The sequence below is a fragment of the Arthrobacter ramosus genome (assembly GCF_039535095.1).
Lineage (GTDB): Bacteria > Actinomycetota > Actinomycetes > Actinomycetales > Micrococcaceae > Arthrobacter > Arthrobacter ramosus.
Window position 1 is genome coordinate 4,197,216 of sequence record NZ_BAAAWN010000001.1, and the last position, 19,108, is coordinate 4,216,323.

The window sequence follows — 19,108 nt, forward strand, 5'->3', positions numbered from 1 at the left end:
AGACCGTTTCGTTCTGCCCTGAATCAACGAGGGTCACCCCAGCGACCGACCGGTTCTCCCGTGGCACCTCTTGGGGAACGACGCGAATGTTACCCGGCCGGATCCGCATCAGGTTTCTCATGCCACCTATGTGCGCGGCAGTCCCTGTCCCGCTCCCCTACAAGGTGGGCTGGCACTTTCCTTGACCGAGGAGGGAGAGCCCCGTGAGGTCCCCCGCCCCGAACGTCACCACTCCTGGAGTCTCGGAGGGATTCATGATCTGGCTTGGGTCATTGACATGGTCCAGGCCCACCACGTGACCGAGCTCGTGCTCGATCACGGCCCGGACCTGTTCCGTTCCGAGTTCTTCGGACATTCGTTGAAGTGCAGGGCCGTTCAGTTCCAGCTGCCCGCTGACGTAGGTGAAGCCGGTATTGCCGAAGCTGACTGCTTCACTGCCACCCAGGCCCATGACGGTGTTTCCTTGTGCAGGATTCGTGAATTTCGGTTGTTCGGCGTGGGTTTCCCAGGCGATGAGTACAGGAGCCCAGCGGTCCCCGTATCGTTCCTTCTGGTAGGACCGGTGGTCCGCGGATGGCGCCTCGGCCGTTTCGCCGTCGTTGACGAAGGTCAGGCCCGTTGCCTGGGAGATGGAAGTGATGGCTTCCTGGATGAGCTCGGCTCCGGCGGCCGGCGCGTTGTCGGGGCGGGTGACATAGTGGATGGCCCGGCACGGGTCGTAGGTGACGGGTTTGCCGTCGTCGCGCGAATGCAGGAACGCGTACGACTTGCTGGTCACTGTCAACGGTGCGTGTTGCCCGAGCGGGCCAGGGTTCTCCCCGATACCCGCCGGTGGATGATCCTTTGCCTGGAGGGCCGTGGCGCCCGGCGGGAGGTCACCCGCGGCAGCGCCGCCCGATGCCTGGGGGCGGATCACCCCCGGATTGGCAATGCCGGGCAGGCCACCAAGTCCGTTCAGTCCGGGTACGAAGGGGGACAGAAAATAGAACCCAGCCAAGAGGCCAGCCGTACCGATCAGGACAGAAATGGTTCTGGCAACCCGCCGCTTGGGTCGCGGGGCAGGAGCAGACGGCGCTTCACGCCAGGCACCCGGTGAGGGGGCACGGTCCCCCAACATTTCTTCAAGCTTCCAGAGCGGAATACGCTCCGGCACTTTCCGTGGGTCAGGTGTTGAACCGCCGGTGACCTGCCCGTAGTTGTCTTCGCCGTCCCTCGAATCCCCCATCGTCAGAGTGTATCTCTCAGGTAAGTGGGGACCTCATGTACATCCGGGCCTTGCCGCGTGTTAGTGGGCCCCCTCCGTGCGTGCCAGGAACCGGCCCGTCCGGCGAAAGTCGCTGACGAGAAACCCCATCCCGACAAGTAGTACAGCCACGCTAATTGCCAAAAGCCACGCGCCCGTAAGGTCATTGCGCAGTGCAAAGTGCACCCACTGGGGAATGAAGATGAGCGGATACAACGGCCCCAAGAGCCGATCACACCACGATCATCAGCCCGCTTAGCAGTTAAGACAAGAAGACCCCGCACCTGTTATGTGCGGGGCCTTCCGTCGTGAAACTACGCGAGTTGTGAAACTACGCGAGTTGAGAACTACGCGAGTCGAGAACTATGCGAAGTCTGAGACTGCCGGATCCGGTCCGATGCGGCCTTCGGCGCCTCGGTCCAGGCCGTTGATGGCTTCAATGTCGGCCTCATCCAAGGTGACGCCAAGTGCTGCGAAGTTTTCCTGGATCCGGGACTCGGTCACGGACTTGGGGATCACGACGTTGCCGATCGCCAAGTGCCAGGCGATAACCACCTGCGCCGGGGTGGCGCCGTGCTTGGCAGCGATCTCGGCGATAGTGGCGTTCTCAAGGAGCTCGCCGCCCTGGCCCAAAGGCGACCAGGCCTGCGTCAAAATGCCCCGTGCCGTGGCGAACTCCCGGAGTTCCGACTGGTTGAAGAACGGGTGCAGTTCGATCTGGTGGATCGCCGGAACAACGCCGGCCTCGTCGATCAGGCGCTGCAGACCTTCCTTGCTGAAGTTGGAGACGCCGATGGACTTGATGCGTCCGCGCTTCTGGAGCTCAATGAGCGCCTTCCAGGTGTCCACGAACTTGTCCTGCTTGGGCTGCATCCAGTGGATCAGGTACAGGTCAAGGGTTTCCAGGCCGAGGCGGCTCATGGATTCTTCAAAAGCCGCGAGCGTGGACTCGTAGCCCTGGTCCGCATTCCACAACTTGGTAGTGATGAAGATTTCCTCGGGCTTGAGGCCGGAGGATGCGATGGCGCGTCCCACGCCTGCCTCGTTGCCGTAGATCTTGGCGGTATCGATGTGGCGGTAGCCGGCTTCGAAGGCCTGACGCACCACCTTTTCGGCTACATCGTCCTCAACCTGCCACACCCCGTAGCCGAGCTGGGGAATGGAGTTGCCGTCGTTAAAAGTAAGGTTCGGTGACGAAGTCATGGCTTCCATCCTGCCAGCCGCTCACACCGGGTGGCTACGGATTCCTGCTCCTCTAAGCTAGGCGCTTAATAGTTGTTATGTGGGAATAGACGCGTCTGCACCTAAATCGCCGATTGCCTACGAGCCGGCTTTGGCCTTCAGTAGCCGTTCGGCTTCTTCGACATGCTCGTAAACGGCTTCAGCGCGTCGTCGCACCGAAACGGCTCCCACAGGAACGGGCCCGACGGCGAGACGCAGCATCGCGGCCGCCTCCGCCGTCGTGGCAAGAGAGTTCCCCGCTTTGGACAGCGCACGATGGACGTCGGCGAGCGATCCGGGAATGTCCAGCCCGTCACTGGGCGCACGGAGCTGGGCCTCGACGCAGATGGCACGTACCCTGGACGACAAGTCCGCCAGTTCGTTCGCAATAGCCACGAGTTCGACGTAAAGCTGTTCGTCTTCTACGCCTTCAAGCACTTGGTGGTACCGGTCAAGGCCGCGATGGAAGCGATCGTGGGCACGCCTCCACAGTCCTTTGCCAAGTTCAGCATCATCCTTCCGTCCCTGTCGGACGGCCCCAAAGAATCCCAATCCAGCGCTCAGAGGTATTGGCCCGGGTGACGGTCCGGGTCTTCGACGCGAGGCTGCTTGCCGGGTTCCGCTTCCTTGCCGGGAAGGTGGGCACGCTGCGGTTCACCATTTTCGCCGATAACGACGCCGGGGGCGATCATGGTTCCTGGCGGCAGTTGGCGAAGCTGCAGCTGGGCGACAGCGTGCTCCCGGGCCGCCTGCTGGGCAGCAATGGCGGTCTGGATTCCATGGAACAACCCTTCGAGCCAACCGACAAGCTGGGCCTGCGCGATCCGTAGTTCGGCGTCAGAGGGCGTGGCGTGTTCAGGGAATGGGAGGCTGATGCGTTCCAGCTCTTCCACAAGTTCCGGCGCGAGGCCCTCTTCCAGCTCTTTGATGGAGCGTTCGTGGATCGCGGCAAGGCGTCCGCGTGCTGCCTCGTCCAAGGGGGCACTCTTCACTTCTTCGAGGAGCTGGCGGATCATGGTGCCGATCCGCATGACCTTGGCTGGTTCGTCGACGAGGTCCTGCAGGGTGCTGCCCTTCTTGACGCCAGGCTTGCCGTCGGCCTGGGGACCCGCTTCAGACGTGCTCTGTGCCGTGCCAGCGTCCAAGGTTGTGCCCTCCACCGGGATGTCGTCGAAACTCTCACCACTGGGTTGAGTGTCGTCCTGATCGCTCATGCGTTCATACTCTCACGGGCCGCAACTCCGCCCAGTGCCTTGACGAGTATTTCGCCTTCGTCCTTAGCGAAACCACATTTTTCGTAGAAGCCCGTGGCATAGAGGTTGGCGGGGACCCAGACTTCTTCCATCCCGTGTTCCCGCATCCACTCCTCCATGACGGCCACGAGGGAGCGGCCGATACCGCGGCGGCGCCACTCCATATGAGTCCCCATTTCCATGAGGAGCAGCTCGGCCCAAGGCCCGGCATTGCGCCGGCGCTGAATGCAGCAGTGGAGGAATCCCACTAACCCACCGCCGAGCTCGGCCAGCCAAAACAGCGCGGTAGGGTCGCCCAAAAAAGAGCGGGCGGCGTCGTACGTCAACGCCCCTGACGGCGCGACTGAAGGATCCTCGTCGAACAAGTTATCCGTTTCCGCCAAGCGCATCAGCGCGTCGGCGTCGTCGGGGCCGAGCAGCCGGATCCGGACGTCGGCATTCGTCAATGTTTCGATGTCAGCACCTCCCCTGCGGAGAAGTCTATGCCGTGGGTGTCCCCGCAGAGCGGACGGTTCCCAGCATGCCGTTGCTGGCGCCATTGGCCTGCTGGACCAGCCTGGCGTCGCAAAGATCCAGCCAGCGGGCCTCCGCCTCGGCATGGAAGATCAGGGAGTCCAAGACGAGCAGCCTGGCCGTATCTGCCACTTTTTGGTTGGCAGCCAAGTCCTTGCGGTCCTGGGTGTACTCCTGCAGTTCCCGAAGGGAAATCTCACGTTGAGCCTGGATGAGCGCGGGGACGTCTGTGCCCGCCGTCGTGACGGCCAGCGCCAACTTGATGGCCAGTTCGTTCCTCGGCGGAGCCCCCCGATCCACTGCAGTTGAAAACCATCGGCGGATCTCTGCGGTCCCGGCGTCGGTGATGCTGAAAAGCACGTGGCCGCGGCCGTCGTCGCCCTCTTTGCGGACCAAGGCGTCGCGCTCCAACCGGTTCAGCGTGGTGTACACCTGTCCGATGTTCAGCGGCCAGACGGCTCCCGTGCGTTCCTCGAACGCCGCCCGCAGTTGGTAGCCGTAGCGTGGTTGCTCCTGAAGCAATGCCAGGATGCTGTACCGGATGGACATCGCTCTCCTTCGTACTGCCGGTTTGGCGGGAGCCGCTAGAGCAGCAGCAGGATTTTGCCCATGTGCTCGCCGGAATCGAAGTACTCGTGGGCTTCGCGGACCTGCTCCAAGGGGAACGACTTGGCCACGAACGGCTTGATCCGGCCGTCGGCCAGCATCGGCCAGACCGATTCGCGGACGGCGTTCATGATGACACCCTTCTCGGCGACCGGCCGCGGACGCAGCGCTGTGCCGATGATCGCCGCGCGTTTGCTGACCAACTGGCCGAGGTTGAGTTCACCCTTGACGCCACCCTGCAGCCCGATCACCACCAGCCGGCCGTAGTCCGCGAGTGCTTCCACGTTCTGCTGCAGGTATTTGGCACCGACGACGTCGAGAATCACGTCTGCGCCTTTGCCGCCGTTTTGCGCCTTGAGGCTTTCGGCGAAATCTTCTTCCGCATAATTGATGGCAATGTCGGCCCCGAGGAAGGCTTTCGCGGTCCCGACCTTTTCGGCCGTGCCGGCAGTCGCCGCGACCGTGGCACCGTACGCTTTGGCGAGTTGGATGGCCATGGTGCCGATGCCGCCAGTGGCGCCGTGGATTAGTACCGTCTCACCGGCCTGCAACTGGGCAGTCATGATGAGGTTCGAGTAAACCGTTGCGGCTACTTCCGGCAAGGATGCGGCGGTGACCAGATCCACGCCGTCGGGCAATCGCAAAACCTGCTCCGCCGGGACCGCAACCTGCTGCGCGTAGCCGCCACCCGAAAGCAGGGCCACTACCTTGTCGCCCACGGAAAAGGGCTTGCTCACCTCGGGCCCGAACGCGGCAATCCTGCCGGAGACCTCAAGGCCGGGAATTTCGGATGCTCCCGGTGGTGGCGGGTAGAACCCGCGGCGCTGCTGGACGTCTGCCCTGTTTAGACCGGCGGCGACGACGTCGATGAGAACCTCGCCGGGGCCGGGAACCGGAGCGGGGACGTCGCGGATTTCCAGAACCTCAGGCCCGCCCGGTTTGGAGATGTAGACGGCTTTCATAGAGTGCTCCCGATCCCTTGCTCAGTGCAGTTGGCCTTTCAGACACCTTAACCGCGTTAATCGCGGCGGCAGGTTTTTGGCGCAGCCAACTCCCTATGAAACACTACTAGGCAGGGAAGGTTGTCCGAGCGGCCTAAGGAGCTGGTCTTGAAAACCAGTGTGCGGTAACCCCGCACCAAGGGTTCAAATCCCTTACCTTCCGCGTGGCGCGGCGATCGCGCAGTTGAGAGGCCGGTTCATGCGAATCTTCGGATTCCGTGGCCGGCCTCTTTTGCGTTAAACCCGCTGGTTCGCGGTCCCTCGCCCTTGCGGGGTACCCCTAAGAAACGCCAATGGCCGGTTCCGCGGACGGAACCGGCCGGAATCGGCGTCGGGAGCTGAAGCAGCCTAGACGGCTACTTCGACGTATCCGTCCACCAGGCGGGTGGCGTAGCTTGTGAGCCGCAGTTCGGGGTTGGTGAAGCATTCGCCGGTTTCAAGGTCGTAGACCTCTTTGTGAAGCGGTGAGGCGATGGTGGGACGGCTGCCCCGGGAACCGACGATTCCCCGCGCCATGACGTTGGACAGCGTTGCCGGGTCCTGCTGGGATACCGCCAGGACCTCATCCGGCGTGGTGCGGAAAAGCGCTACTTGCTTGCCTCCGACAAGGGCAGCTTCGCCCCAGGCCGGTTCCAGCTCGTCGATCGCGCAGACGCGGTGCCAGCCGGACGCGGTCGGCGCACTCCGCTGTTGTTGTTTTTCCCGATCCAGAATTACGGTCATTTCAGCCCCTATCGCTTAGCCTGCCGGTCCGGCGGATCCAACTCCGCCATCCGGCACGGGCCGTTTGCGGCCACAACTTCACGGTAGGCCCGCCATGTTTCGCCGGAATGCAATCAATGTGTCCTGCTCGTAAAGGAGACCTCACTTCGCCGCAATCCTCACCGTGATGCCGAAGTTAAGCCCCCGAAACAAAAGGGAAACTGAAGCGAAACTGCGTGTCTTTAGTCTGAAGTGACAAGTCGCGGATGACGGTTCTGCGGCACATGCGAAAGGCCGCCAGTGACCGGACATACTTCCCCTTTAGAGAACCCGCGCCGCATTGTCGTCGCCGGCGGAGGCCCTGCGGCCCACCGTTTTGCCGATGCCATGCATACCCGCGGTCTCGAGGGCTGGCACGTCACGGTCCTGACCGAGGAAGCGCATCTTCCATATGACCGGGTCACGCTGAGCAAGGCGCTCATCGAGGTGGACTGCGACCTCACCCTCGGGCACGCGTCGATGTGGGACCACGATGCCCTGGAGCTGCGCACTGGCGAGCGGGTGGTGAAGATCAACCCCGACGCCAAGTCCGTGGAAACCGCGGCCGGCAACAGCTACGAATACGACGCCCTCGTGGTCGCGACGGGTTCGAATGCCGCCCGCCTTCCCATCCCGGGCGCCGAGCACACACATGTCTACCGCACGCTCGAAGACGTCTGGGCCATCAACGAGGCCATCACGCAGCTTACGGAAAAACTTGGCCGCAAGGTCAACGCGGTCACCATCGGCGGCGGTCTCCTCGGCCTCGAATCGGCCGCAGGCACGGAGCGGTTGGGCGCCACCCCGATCGTCATCGACGGCGCGTCCTGGCTGATGACCACCCAGCTCGACGAAGGCGCCGGCCAGGCACTGGGCCGTCTCATCAAAGACAAGGGCTTCGAAATCCACGGCGGCGTGTTCCCGTCCGAAGTCTTGTCCGACGACGACGGCCAGGTCACCGGAGTCCTCATGGCCGACGGCCGCATCATCAACGCCGACATCGTGATCGTCGCGATCGGGGTCAGGCCGCGCGATGAACTCTTCCGTGCAGCGGAGGGCGAGGAGCAGGTCTTCACGCTTGGCCAGCGCGGCGGTGTGGTCATTTCCGATGCTTGCGAGACCGAGATCCCTGGAATCTTCGCCATCGGTGAGGTGGCGAACTTCGAGGGCATGTGCCTGGGACTCGTGGCGCCGGCAAACACGATGGCCGAGATCGTGGCCGACCGCCTGCACGGCGGGCAAGCAACCTTCCCCGGCTTCGACACCGCCACCAAGCTCAAGCTCTCCGGCGTGGACGTGGCCAGCTTCGGCGACGCGTTCGCCAAGACCGAGCATTCCCTGGAGATCGTCTACGCCGACCCGGCCCGGGGCGTCTACCAGAAGATCGTCACCACCGACGACGCCAAGACCCTGCTCGGCGGCATCTTCGTCGGCGACGCCACCCCCTACATGAGCCTGCGCCCCCTGCTCGGCCGCGAACTTCCCGCCGAACCCGGCGCCTATTTGACCGCCGCCGGCGGCGGGGACGCCCCGGACACCCAACTGCCCGACGACGCGACCCTGTGCTCCTGCAACAACGTCCCCGCCGGGAACATCCGCGACGCCATCAACGGCTGCGGCTCCTGCGAGGGCAACGCCCCCGTCCGGGAACTCGGCGAACTGAAGGCCTGCACGCGCGCCGGCACCCAGTGCGGCTCCTGCGTGCCGATGCTCAAGAAACTCCTCGAAGGGGAACTGACAAAGTCCGGCATCGAGGTCTCCAAGGCGTTGTGCGAGCACTTCAGCCTCTCCCGCCAGGAACTCTTCGACGCCATCCGCGTCCTGGAACTGGACTCCTTCGAAGACATCCTGGCCAAATACGGCACCGGCGCCGGCTGCGACATCTGCAAACCCACCATCGCCTCCATCCTCGCCTCGCAGCATTCCGCGTACGTGCTCGACGCCGGCCGCGGCACCCTGCAGGACACCAACGACCGCGCACTGGCCAACATGCAAAAAGACGGCACCTACTCCGTGGTCCCGCGCATCCCGGGCGGGGAGATCACGCCCGACAAGCTCGTTGTCATCGGCACGATCGCCAAGAAGTACGGCCTGTACACGAAGATCACCGGCGGGCAGCGGATCGACATGTTCGGCGCCCGCCTCGAACAACTCCCGCTCATCTGGGGCGAGCTCATTGACGCAGGCATGGAGTCCGGCCAGGCCTACGGCAAGAGCCTGCGCACCGTGAAATCGTGCGTGGGCTCGACTTGGTGCCGCTTCGGTGTCCTCGACTCCGTCGCCATGGCCATCAACCTGGAACTGCGCTACCGCGGCCTGCGCAGCCCGCACAAACTCAAAATGGGCGTCTCCGGCTGCGCCCGCGAATGCGCCGAAGCCCGCGGCAAGGACGTCGGCGTGATCGCGACATCGGAGGGCTGGAACCTCTACGTCGGCGGCAACGGCGGAGCGAACCCCGCCCACGCCCAACTCCTCGCCGCCGGCTTGGACGACGACACCCTGATCAAATACATCGACCGCTACCTCATGTACTACATCCGCACCGCGGACCGGCTCCAGCGCACCGCCCGCTGGCAGGAAGAACTCGACGGCGGCCTTGAGCACGTGCGCCAGGTCGTCGTCGGCGACTCCCTCGGCATCGCCGACGAGCTCGAAGCCGCCATGGCCAAGCACGTCGGGTCCTACGAGGACGAGTGGGCCGCGACCCTGAAGGACCCGGAACGGCTCCGCCGCTTCCGTTCCTTCGTCAACGCCCCCGAGCACGAAGACGAGGCCATCGTCTTTGTTCCAGAACGCGGCCAGATCCGCCCCGCGACCAACGAAGAGAAAAGCGCGGTCTTGATTTCTTCCGCGAGCATCCCCGTCCGCGGACGCGAGCACTAAGAACGCACCCTACGGCGAGCTACGGGGACGGCGAGTGGTCGCCGCGGGCTCCGACGACGCCGCCCCCTAGCTCGCCGTCGGCGTTTTCCAGAATCGCGCTGAGGCGTTCGACCTGCTCAGCCAACCGGCGAATCTCCTATTTCATGGGCTCCTCGGCGACTGTCGCGGCCGCCGCAGCTCCGGATGAGACCTGTTCAACGAGCCACGAGGCAACCGAAGCGGTCACGACGCCCAAGACAGCGATTCCACACACCATCAAGCCTCCGGCAACGCAGCGGCCCACAACCGTGACCGGGTAGTGGTCCCCGTAGCCGACAGTAGTGATGGTGACCATCGCCCACCAGATGGCGTCGCCAAAGTTGGTAATGTTGGCGCCCGCGGCGTTCTCCTCCGCATCAAGCACGGCGAGCGCACCGCAGTACGTCAGGAGGGCCGCGGACCCGAGAACAAAAGTGAGGATGCGGCCCCGCATGGCGTTCCCGGCCGTGCGATGGAGCAGCTTCAGGAGTGTCACGAGCCGCAACAACCTCAAGGGCCTGAGGACCGGGAGGGCCAGAATCAGCAATTCGTGCAGGTTCCGCACGAACCACTGGGCGCGACGCCGCGCCAAGACGAGGCACATCGCGTAGTCCAAGGCAAACACCAGCCAGGTGACCCAGATGATGGTGTCAACGACGGTGGATTGGGCCTCGCTGAGATTGGCGATCACTTGGAACGAATAGGCCACCAGGAACAGCACTGCTGCCGCCACCATGGGCCATTCGGAAACCTGCCGCCATCGCTCTTGGGTCATTCGTCGATATTAGCCACCTACCCTATTGACCGCGTTCACCTGCTCGCACTCGGCTGCCTCCCAGCTAACGTTCATCTCCCAGTAACCGGTACTGGCTAGGATCGAACCTATGATTAATATGATCCAGGCCATCGTTATGGGCCTGCTGCAGGGAATCACCGAGCTCTTCCCGATTTCCAGCCTCGGCCACAGCGTCATCTTGCCCAAACTCTTCGGTTGGGGCCTGGACCAGAAGGCGCCGGAATTCCTGAACTTCCTCATAGCCACCCACCTGGCTACGGCAATTGTGCTGTTCTTCTTCTTCCTCCGGGACTGGATTGAAATCGCCAAGGGTCTTGGCCGTTCCATCCGGGACAGGAAGATTGCTCCGTCAGACACGTATGCGAAGCTCGGCTGGCTCCTCGTGGTAGGAACCGTGCCCGCCGGAATCATCGGTCTGGTCTTGGAAAAGCCCATTCGGAACCTCTTCGGTTCGCCGCTGATCGCTGCCGCCTTCCTGGTGCTCAACGGTCTCATCCTTTTTGCGGCCGAGCGTCTGCGGACTAGGGACAGCCGCCGTGCTGCGGCGGAACCAGCCACCGCAACAGCTTCCGACGCCGAAATCGCCACCCTCCCGTGGAAACGCGCCTTGGCAATCGGAACCGCCCAGGCAGCCGCCCTCATCCCGGGAATCTCCCGCTCCGGCTCGTCGATGGCCGGCGGCTTGCTGTCCGGGCTGAACAACGAAAATGCTGCGAGGTTCAGCTTCCTGCTCGCTACGCCGATCATCGGCGCCGCCGCCGTGCTGAAGCTGCCTGAACTCTTCACCCCGGCCATGGCCGACGAGCGTGGCGTGTTCCTGGTGGGGGCGCTGTGCGCGGGTGTCGCCGCATGGTTCGCCACCAAGTTCCTGCTTCGTTTCTTTGAGACCCGGACCCTGACGCCCTTCGCCATCTACTCGGTGGTCGGCGGAGCGATCTACTTCATCTTGATGCTCGTCATGGGCTAGCTTCCGCCGAAGGCATCGAGCGAAGGCATTGACCCCAAGGCATTGAAACTGTCAGAGGCCCCGCATAGGGTTTTGTCTGTCTCCACCACCCACTCATGAAACCGTGGCAACAACCGCGGTAACGACACAGGAGAAAACATGCCCACGCCTGACATCACCCCCGGTTCACCTTGCTGGATCGACCTGATGACCTCGGACCCGGAGAAGGCAAAGTCCTTCTACAACACGCTCTTCGGCTGGACCTACGAGACCGGGGACCAGGAAAAGTACGGCGGCTACATCACGGCCTCGAAGGACGGCAAGATGGTGGCCGGGATCATGCAGAAGCAGGAAGACATGGCCCAGATGCCCGATGTCTGGTCCACTTACCTGCGCACTGACGACATCAAGGCAACCACCGAAGCGGCCGTCGCCAACGGCGGCCAGGTCTACATGGAACCCATGGAAGTGCCTGACCAGGGAACCATGGCCATGTACGCGGATTCCTCCGGAGCAGCCATCGGTGCCTGGCAGTTCGGCGGGATGAAGGGCTATCAGCTGGCTGCCGAAACAGGCGCACCCGCCTGGCACGAGCTCTTCGCCAAGGAGTACGACTCGGCAGTCGCCTTCTACCGGAACGTCTTCGGCTGGGAAACGACTGTCGTGGGCGACACTCCGGAGTTCCGTTACACCACGCTAGGGGCGGGCGACGACTCCAAGGCAGGCATCATGGACGCCTCCGGTTTCCTCCCGGCCGAGGTGCCGTCCTACTGGGGCGTCTACTTCGCGGTGGACAAGGTCGATGACACGATCGAACAGGCGACCGCCCTGGGCGCTACCGTCGTCCAGGCGGCTGAGGACACTCCCTACGGCCGGATGGCCACCCTGACCGACCCGACGGGTGCGATCTTCAAACTCATCCAAAACCAGGTTGCATAAGCCCCACCCGCTAGGCGCAGGCCGCCACCCACCAGAGAGCATGCTCTCCCCACGACGCGGGGAGTGGACATATTGGGATTATGTCCACTCCCCGCCTCAAAGGGAGGGCATGCTCTCTCTTGTTTGTGCCGTCACCATATGGCAACTCGGTATTCACTCACGCCTGATGTGATGCCGAGCGTGATATCCCCACCGGAGTAAAGCCCGGTTCACCGCCCGCCGACGCACACGACGGGCGTCTTCCACTGCGCCCCACACGGCCAATTGAAAGTCAGAGCTGATGCATTTCAAAAATGGGAAATTTCTAGTCGGTCTGGTGGTGTCGGCGGGATTGCTTGCAGCCCCGCTCGCCACCGTTCCGGCCTTGGCAGCCGATATACCCCCTGCAACAGGCCCGTCGGTGGTGATCAATGAGGCCTATCTCAGCGGAGGCAGCGCCGGAGCTGCGTTCCGGAACAAGTTCGTGGAGCTGTACAACAACTCCGACTCCGTCGTTAGCCTGAGCGGCTGGTCGCTCCAATACCGCGCGGCGGGCAACGTCAATCCGCCCACCTTCATCACTCCCCTCACCGGCAACATCCCGGCCAAGGGATACTTCCTCATCAAGGGCGCCAGCAACAGCGCAACCTCGACGGCGGCAGAATTGCCGACTGCCGACGTCGACGGTTCCGGCACGCTCAACCCCAGCGGAAGTGCCGGAACAATCGTCCTTGCGAAGCAAGGCACTGCTGTGAACCCGCTTCCCACGGGTTCCGTAGTGGGCAACCCTGCGGTAGCCGATCTCCTCGGTTACGGGACCTCGAATACGTTTGAGACGGCAGCCGCCACCGCACCGGCAAACAACGCTGATGTCAGGAGCCTGAACCGGAGCAACGGAGCGGACACCAACAACAACGCCGCCGACCTAAGCCTCAGCGCCGCCATCACCCCGACGGCGGCAGGGGCCACAACCCCTCCGACCACCGGGCCGGAGAACAAGACCATTGCGGAAATCCAAGGCACAGGAGCGGCCAGCCCGTTCACAGGTGCCACGGTCACCACCCGCGGCAAGGTCACTGCCGTCTACGCAACGGGCGGATTCAACGGCTACTACGTGCAGACCCCCGGAACCGGCGGCGACACTGATCCGGCGGCCAGGACTGCGTCGGACGCGATTTTCGTGTACTCGCCGTACACCGTGGAAAGCACCCAGATCGGCGACTACCTCGAACTCACCGGCACGGTGAGCGAGTTCGCCAACCAGACGCAGCTCACCGCGGACGCAGCTGGGGTGAAGAAGCTCAGCGAAGCGGCGCCTGAAGTCAAGCCCAGCAACTTCACGCTGCCAGCCGACGAAGCCACCCGCGAGCGCTACGAAGGCATGCTTCTGGCACCCCAGGGCACCTTCACCGTGACGGACAACTATTCACTGAACCAGTACGGCGAAATCGGCCTGGCGGCAGGGACCTCCCCTTGCTCCAGCCAACTGCCGTAGCAAACTATGGTTCAGCGGAATACAACGCCGTGGTTGCGGATAACGCACTGCGCGGCATCAAGCTCGACGACGGCGCGTCCACCAACTTCCTCAAGGACGCCTCCACGAAGGCGCAAGCACTCCCCTACCTCACAACGAGCGATCCCGTACGGGTCGGATCGGCTGCGACCTTCCGTACCAACGTGATCCTCGGCTACGGGAACAACGCCTGGAAATTCCAACCGCTCTCCCAACTGACCCCGGCCACCGCAGACTCCGTGCAGCCGGTCAGCTTCACCGGTAGCCGGCCCGAGGCCCCGGCAAACGTGGGAGGCAACCTAAAGATCGCCTCCTTCAACGTGTTGAACTACTTCCCCACCACCGGTGACCAGCTCAGCGGCTGCACCTACTACACCGACCGGGACGGAAACCCGATCACGGTCAAGGACGGCTGCAACGCCCGCGGCGCGGCGAATGCGGAGAACCTCCAGCGCCAGCAAGCAAAGATCGTCGCCGCAATCACCAAGTCCGGCGCCGACGTCGTCTCCTTGGAAGAGATCGAGAACTCGGCACAATTCGGCAAGAACCGCGACGATGCCCTCGCGAAGCTGGTGGATTCCCTCAACATTGAAACCCCGGGAATCTGGGACTACGTCCGCACACCTGCCAACGCTCCCCCGCTGGGCGACGAGGACATGATCCGTACGGCCTTCATTTTCAAGAAGGCCAGCGCCGAACCACTGGGCGAGTCGATCATCCACAACGACACCGTCGCTTTCGCCAGCGCACGCAAGCCCCTCGCCCAGGTATTCAAGCCCGTGGGGGCCAGCGATGACAAGAAGTTCATCGCGATCGTGAACCATTTCAAGTCCAAGGGCTCAGCAGTAACACCGGACGACACCGACAAGGGCCAAGGCGCTTCCAACGTTGCCCGCACCAAGCAGGCACAGTCGCTTCTGGCCTTCGCCGATCAGTTGAAGTCCTCCAAGGGCACCGACAAAGTGTTCCTCATCGGCGATTTCAACGCCTATTCCAAAGAAGACCCGATCAACGTCCTTACGGGGGCCGGCTACGCGGATCTGGAAACAAGCACCGGGAAGCACTCGTACTTGTTCGGCGGAATGGTCGGCTCCCTCGACCACATCCTGGCCTCCCCCTCCGCTCATGAAGTGGTGACGGGAACCGACATCTGGAACATCAACTCGGTGGAGTCGGTCGCCTTCGAGTACAGCAGATACAACAACAACGTGGGCAACTACTACGCCGCGGACCAGTTCCGGGCCAGTGACCACGACCCCGTGGTGGTCGGCCTGAACCTGCCGACCACCCCGGCCAGCGTGGACCTGCAGTTCCTGGGCATCAATGATTTCCACGGACGCATCGACAGCAACACCGTCCTGTTCGCCAGCACCCTCGAACAGCTCCGGGCCGGTGCCGCGGCCGGTTCAACCGCCTTCATCTCCGCGGGAGACAACATCGGCGCGTCCCTCTTCGCCTCGGCGGTGGCCAAGGACCAGCCAACGATCGATGTGCTGAACGCGCTTGAGCTCAAGGTGTCCGCGGCGGGCAACCACGAGTTCGACGGCGGATGGGCGGACTTGCGGGACCGCGTCATCGCAGGCGGCAACAACGCGAAGTTCCCGATCCTGGGTGCCAACGTCTACCAGAAAGGCACCACCACCCCGGTGTTGCCGGAATACACCGTTCTGGACATGAACGGCGTCAAGGTGGCCGTCATCGGCACGGTGACGCAGGAAACCCCGTCCCTGGTCAGCCCGGCCGGAATCGCGGACCTTGACTTCGGTGACCCTGTGGACGCCGTCAACCGCGTTGCCGCCAAGATCAAGGCCGGCAAGCTTGCCGATGTGATTGTCGCGGAAATCCACGACGGCGCCGGAGCCGGTACCCCGGAAGGTGCCACGATCGAGCAGGAAGTTGCTGCGGGCGGGCCGTTCGCCAAGCTCGTGAAGGAAACCACACCTGATGTGGCGGCCATCTTCACCGGCCACACCCACAAGGAATACGCCTGGGACGCACCGATCCTTGACGCCAACGGCCAGCCGACGGGCAAGAGCCGCCCGATCGTGCAGACCGGCAACTACGGCGAAAACGTCGGCCGCATCACGCTGACGGTAGATACCAAGAGCATGGCCGTGACCGCCTACACCGCGGGCAACGTCAAGCGCTCCACAACGGACATGTCCGGAACCTACCCTCGCGCCGCACAGGTCAAGGCGATCGTCGACAAGGCCCTGGCCGACGCCGCCGTCGTCGGCAATCAGCCGGTTGGTGCGGTCACCGCGGATATCACGACGGCGTTCACGCCGGACCCCACGGGAGGGACTCCCAAGCGTGATGACCGGGCGAGCGAATCCACCCTGGGCAACCTGGTGGCGGATTCACTGGTGGATACGCTCAAGGCAACCGAACTTGGCGGGGCTGAGATCGGCGTCGTGAACCCCGGCGGTCTGCGCAACGAGCTCTACTACGCGCCCGACGGCACCATCACGTACGCGGAGGCCAATGCAGTATTGCCTTTCGTGAACAACCTCTGGACCACCTCCTTGACGGGCACCCAGTTCAAGTCGCTTCTTGAGCAGCAGTGGCAGACCAACGCCGATGGCACCGTACCGAGCCGTCCGTACTTGCAGCTGGGCGTTTCCAAGAATGTGAACTACACCTTCGACGCCGCCCGTGCGGCGGGCGACCGGATCACCTCTATCCGGGTGAACGGTGCGCTCATCGACCCCGCGAAGTCGTACCGGATCGGGACCTTTAGCTTCCTGGCCGCTGGCGGCGACAACTTCCGGGTCTTCAAGGAAGGCAGCAACACCAAGGACTCAGGACTGGTGGATCGTGAGGCGTGGATCAAGTACTTGCGCGCACACAATCCGGTGTCACCGGACTTCGCCCGCCGTTCCGTTGCCGTCGTGAACACCACGACGGCAGAGCTGAGGAGCGGTGACGCCGTGGCCCTGGCCGTCTCCAAACTGAACCTGACCTCGCTCGGCAGCCCGCAAAACACCTCGCTCAAGGCAGTCTTCACGGATGCCAAGGGCGTCGCGACACAATTGGGAACGGTCAGCGTCGCTTCCGATGCTGCCACAGTGAACGTCAAGGTACCCGCGGGAGCGGCGCCCGGAACAGGAACGCTGGTGCTGACCGCCGTCGAGTCCGGGACCGTGGTGAAGGCCGCCGTCAAGGTTGCCGCCCCACTGCCTCCGAAGTGCACTGCACCGGTCATGCCGAGCAAGTGGTACGACGTGCTCGGCTGGATCAAATACGCCTTCGCGTGGCTTGAGTACCAGAAGTGCCTTAGGGGCTAGCCACCGCTTAGGGGTTAGCCGCGGCGCCAACCCCGGATGAGCATGCTCTCCCCCGGCCCCTGCGCGTGGACATATCAGGCTTATGTCCACTCGTCGGAACGGGCGGGGAGCATGCTCATTTTTCTTGGGGGAACATGCTCATTTTTCGAGGGGAAGGCCGAGCATGTCCCTGGCGATTTCGTCCGCGTCGTGGAGGGTCCGCTGGCCGCTTCGGTAACCGGTGCCGTCGGAAGGCCGGGCTTCCGCGGCGATGGCCGTTCCCCATTGGGTGGAGGAAAGCTGCAGGCCAAGGGCGTACATCCCCGGAGTCACGGAACCGTTGGCGCCCACCAGCCGGTAGGGGTGCGGCTGGACGTCCAACCCGGAGGTCTGCACCGGCGTTCCCTCGGCGGTCATCATCACCTTGGGCCGCACCAACCCGTCGGCGAGCAACTGCCGCAGGAACGGAGAAACACTCACGCCCACCCGGTTCGCTGGAGACATAGCCTCAATCAGCGTCCTGGCTTCTGCGGCGTCGTCGTGCACCCAGGCAGATACCGCGCGGAAGACGCGCTGGGAACGGTCGACGCTGAATCGCGGATCCGGGCCAACGAAACTCACGACGCCGGCACGCGCCAAAGCGGCCAACTGTTCGGCGCGCAGGGCGGGAGGACCGCTCGCGAGTCCCTCAACGAAGGATTCGAACCAGCCCCGCAGCTCGCCCACCCACGATTCGTCCGTAATACCGCCGTCGGCCACAGCGCTCTTCAGGATCGCCCGTCCCGTATGCAAGGCGCCGATGGCCATCTTCACGGGATCTGACTCTCCGAGCGCGGAGCGGCGGGCGTCGTCGTCCAGATAGTCCACGACGGCGGCGTCGAGTTCCTTCCTGGACGCGAAGGAACGCCCGGCCAAGGGCGCCGCGAGGCCGAGAAGGTCAAGGCGGCGCGACGCTGCAACGTGGGTGGAGACCAACTCCGCAACTTGGTTTTCCCATCGCCCGGTGGCATGCGCGTGTGGCTGCAACAAGTCTTCGAGGGCAGCCAGGAATTCAGTCGCATCAGACACGGCCACGGGTTCCGCCACGACCAACGTTGAGTAGTAGGCCCACAAGGCGTCCCGATGCAGGAGGGGCCAAAGATCGTGCTCGAAGCCAGGTTGGATTCCGGCCGCGGCGAAGCGTTCGACTGCGCTCTCGGTCAGGTACCGCAAGCGCACGGACTTGGGATAGTAACCGTCCAACCCGGCTTTGGCCCGGTACGGAGTGCCACGCCTGGATGCCGCGATGATCTTCGGCTCACGACCCGAAGGCAGGTACTTGAGCTCCCCCTGGAGACCCTCTTCAGCGGGCACGAATTGTCCCCCGCGGCCTTCGGTCAGCTGGCCCATGACGTCGAAGAAATTCAGGCCCATGCCCCGGACCAGGACCGTCTCCCCGTCCGGGACGAGTGCCCAGTCCACATCGGCAGGTGCGGCGGGCGGCACGTACAGCAGCCCGAGCTCCGCCGCCACCTCCCTGAACGAACGCTGCTCCGGGTTGAGCCTGGACTCAAGGTGGCCCAGCGCGAGGACGAGTGAATCCACGGTGAGCCGAGCGCCGTCGTCGAGTTCGACGTCGAACCCTCCGCCCGCGGGCTCGCCCGGTGAACCGTCCGGTGCGCCCTCCGCCCGGACGCCCGGGAGCGGACGCGCCGCCACGGCGTTGCTTCGGTGAAAGGCGATTTCAACGCCGGCCGGGACACGGTCCAGCAGTTCCTCCAGCGTCGAGCGCAGATACCGCCCGTAAAGGGCGCGGCTGGGAAAGTCGTGGGAGGCGAGGGCGGCAAGTTCGGCGCGTTCCTCGGCGCTCAGATCCGGGCCGCCCCCGGACCGCTGCCCCGCCCGCCACTGCTCAAAGGAGCCCCCGGCCAGGGGTGGCGCGAGTCGCTCGTCCTCGGGGATCAGCGTGGGGTAGAACGACTGCGTGTTCATGAGGTACAGCCGGGACTGATCGGGCTGCCAGACGTGCCCGGGGCCGGCAGGATAGGGGTCCACGACGTCGATGTGCAGGGATCGCGTTTGGGTTTCCGTCGCGGCCCAATTGGCGAGCAAACGCTCCAGCACACTGGTGCCGCGGGGACCTGCCCCGATCAGCCCCACCCGAATGTTCTGCGATTTACCCACGCCCAAGCCTAACTTCTTGTGACTTGC

13 protein-coding genes, 1 tRNA gene and 1 pseudogene are annotated in these 19,108 nt (G+C 63.8%); 5 read left to right on the top strand and 10 right to left on the bottom strand.

Annotated features, from left to right (window positions below):
• Positions 1–157 precede the first annotated feature (157 nt).
• The 7 genes from ABD742_RS19325 to ABD742_RS19355 all read right to left on the bottom strand — a co-directional run bounded on the left by ABD742_RS19325 (position 158) and on the right by ABD742_RS19355 (position 5,798).
• On the bottom strand, positions 158–1,225 hold the full coding sequence (locus ABD742_RS19325; protein ID WP_234752488.1) for a matrixin family metalloprotease: 1,068 nt from the start codon (positions 1,223–1,225) through the stop codon (positions 158–160).
• Between the two features lie 381 nt (positions 1,226–1,606).
• Positions 1,607–2,446, bottom strand: coding sequence for an aldo/keto reductase (locus ABD742_RS19330; RefSeq protein ID WP_234752487.1), 840 nt, complete (start codon positions 2,444–2,446; stop codon positions 1,607–1,609).
• A gap of 117 nt (positions 2,447–2,563) precedes the next feature.
• A complete protein-coding gene (locus ABD742_RS19335) occupies positions 2,564–3,016 on the bottom strand; it encodes a hypothetical protein (protein ID WP_234752485.1) in 453 nt (150 codons plus the stop codon).
• 8 nt (positions 3,017–3,024) lie between these two features.
• Positions 3,025–3,678, bottom strand: coding sequence for a bacterial proteasome activator family protein (locus tag ABD742_RS19340; protein ID WP_234752484.1), 654 nt, complete (start codon positions 3,676–3,678; stop codon positions 3,025–3,027).
• The gene (locus ABD742_RS19345) at positions 3,675–4,163 is read right to left on the bottom strand and encodes a GNAT family N-acetyltransferase (RefSeq protein ID WP_234752482.1); all 489 of its coding nucleotides are present in this window, start codon (positions 4,161–4,163) and stop codon (positions 3,675–3,677) included. The genes ABD742_RS19340 and ABD742_RS19345 overlap by 4 nt, the downstream gene beginning before the upstream one ends.
• Positions 4,164–4,197: 34 nt before the next feature.
• On the bottom strand, positions 4,198–4,779 hold the full coding sequence (locus ABD742_RS19350; protein ID WP_234752481.1) for a PadR family transcriptional regulator: 582 nt from the start codon (positions 4,777–4,779) through the stop codon (positions 4,198–4,200).
• A gap of 35 nt (positions 4,780–4,814) precedes the next feature.
• Positions 4,815–5,798: an NAD(P)H-quinone oxidoreductase gene (locus ABD742_RS19355; RefSeq protein WP_234752480.1), complete on the bottom strand. Its 984-nt coding sequence runs from the start codon at positions 5,796–5,798 to the stop codon at positions 4,815–4,817.
• A gap of 114 nt (positions 5,799–5,912) precedes the next feature.
• Between ABD742_RS19355 and ABD742_RS19360 the strand changes: the two genes are divergently transcribed.
• Positions 5,913–6,000 (top strand) — tRNA-Ser (locus ABD742_RS19360).
• Positions 6,001–6,185: 185 nt separating this feature from the next.
• Here ABD742_RS19360 and nirD read toward each other — a convergent pair.
• The gene (gene nirD, locus ABD742_RS19365) at positions 6,186–6,560 is read right to left on the bottom strand and encodes a nitrite reductase small subunit NirD (protein WP_234752479.1); all 375 of its coding nucleotides are present in this window, start codon (positions 6,558–6,560) and stop codon (positions 6,186–6,188) included.
• A gap of 279 nt (positions 6,561–6,839) precedes the next feature.
• Here nirD and nirB point away from each other — a divergent pair, with 279 nt between their 5' ends.
• The gene (gene nirB, locus ABD742_RS19370) at positions 6,840–9,461 is read left to right on the top strand and encodes a nitrite reductase large subunit NirB (protein WP_234752478.1); all 2,622 of its coding nucleotides are present in this window, start codon (positions 6,840–6,842) and stop codon (positions 9,459–9,461) included.
• A 136-nt stretch (positions 9,462–9,597) separates the two neighbouring features.
• Here nirB and ABD742_RS19375 read toward each other — a convergent pair whose 3' ends face one another.
• Positions 9,598–10,254 carry a potassium channel family protein gene (locus ABD742_RS19375; protein ID WP_234752476.1) on the bottom strand — a complete coding sequence of 219 codons (657 nt, stop codon included), beginning with the start codon at positions 10,252–10,254 and terminating at the stop codon, positions 9,598–9,600.
• 109 nt (positions 10,255–10,363) lie between these two features.
• Here ABD742_RS19375 and ABD742_RS19380 point away from each other — a divergent pair, with 109 nt between their 5' ends.
• The 3 genes and pseudogenes from ABD742_RS19380 (at position 10,364) to ABD742_RS19390 (ending at position 16,939) form a co-directional block, all read left to right on the top strand.
• Positions 10,364–11,242 (top strand): undecaprenyl-diphosphate phosphatase, encoded by an 879-nt coding sequence (locus ABD742_RS19380; RefSeq protein WP_234752475.1) that lies wholly within the window; start codon positions 10,364–10,366, stop codon positions 11,240–11,242.
• A gap of 138 nt (positions 11,243–11,380) precedes the next feature.
• A complete protein-coding gene (locus ABD742_RS19385; protein ID WP_234752474.1) occupies positions 11,381–12,160 on the top strand; it encodes a VOC family protein in 780 nt (259 codons plus the stop codon).
• A 280-nt stretch (positions 12,161–12,440) separates the two neighbouring features.
• Positions 12,441–16,939, top strand: a pseudogene (locus ABD742_RS19390) (ExeM/NucH family extracellular endonuclease).
• A gap of 138 nt (positions 16,940–17,077) precedes the next feature.
• Here ABD742_RS19390 and ABD742_RS19395 read toward each other — a convergent pair.
• On the bottom strand, positions 17,078–19,081 hold the full coding sequence (locus tag ABD742_RS19395; RefSeq protein WP_234752472.1) for an FAD/NAD(P)-binding protein: 2,004 nt from the start codon (positions 19,079–19,081) through the stop codon (positions 17,078–17,080).
• Positions 19,082–19,108 lie beyond the last annotated feature (27 nt).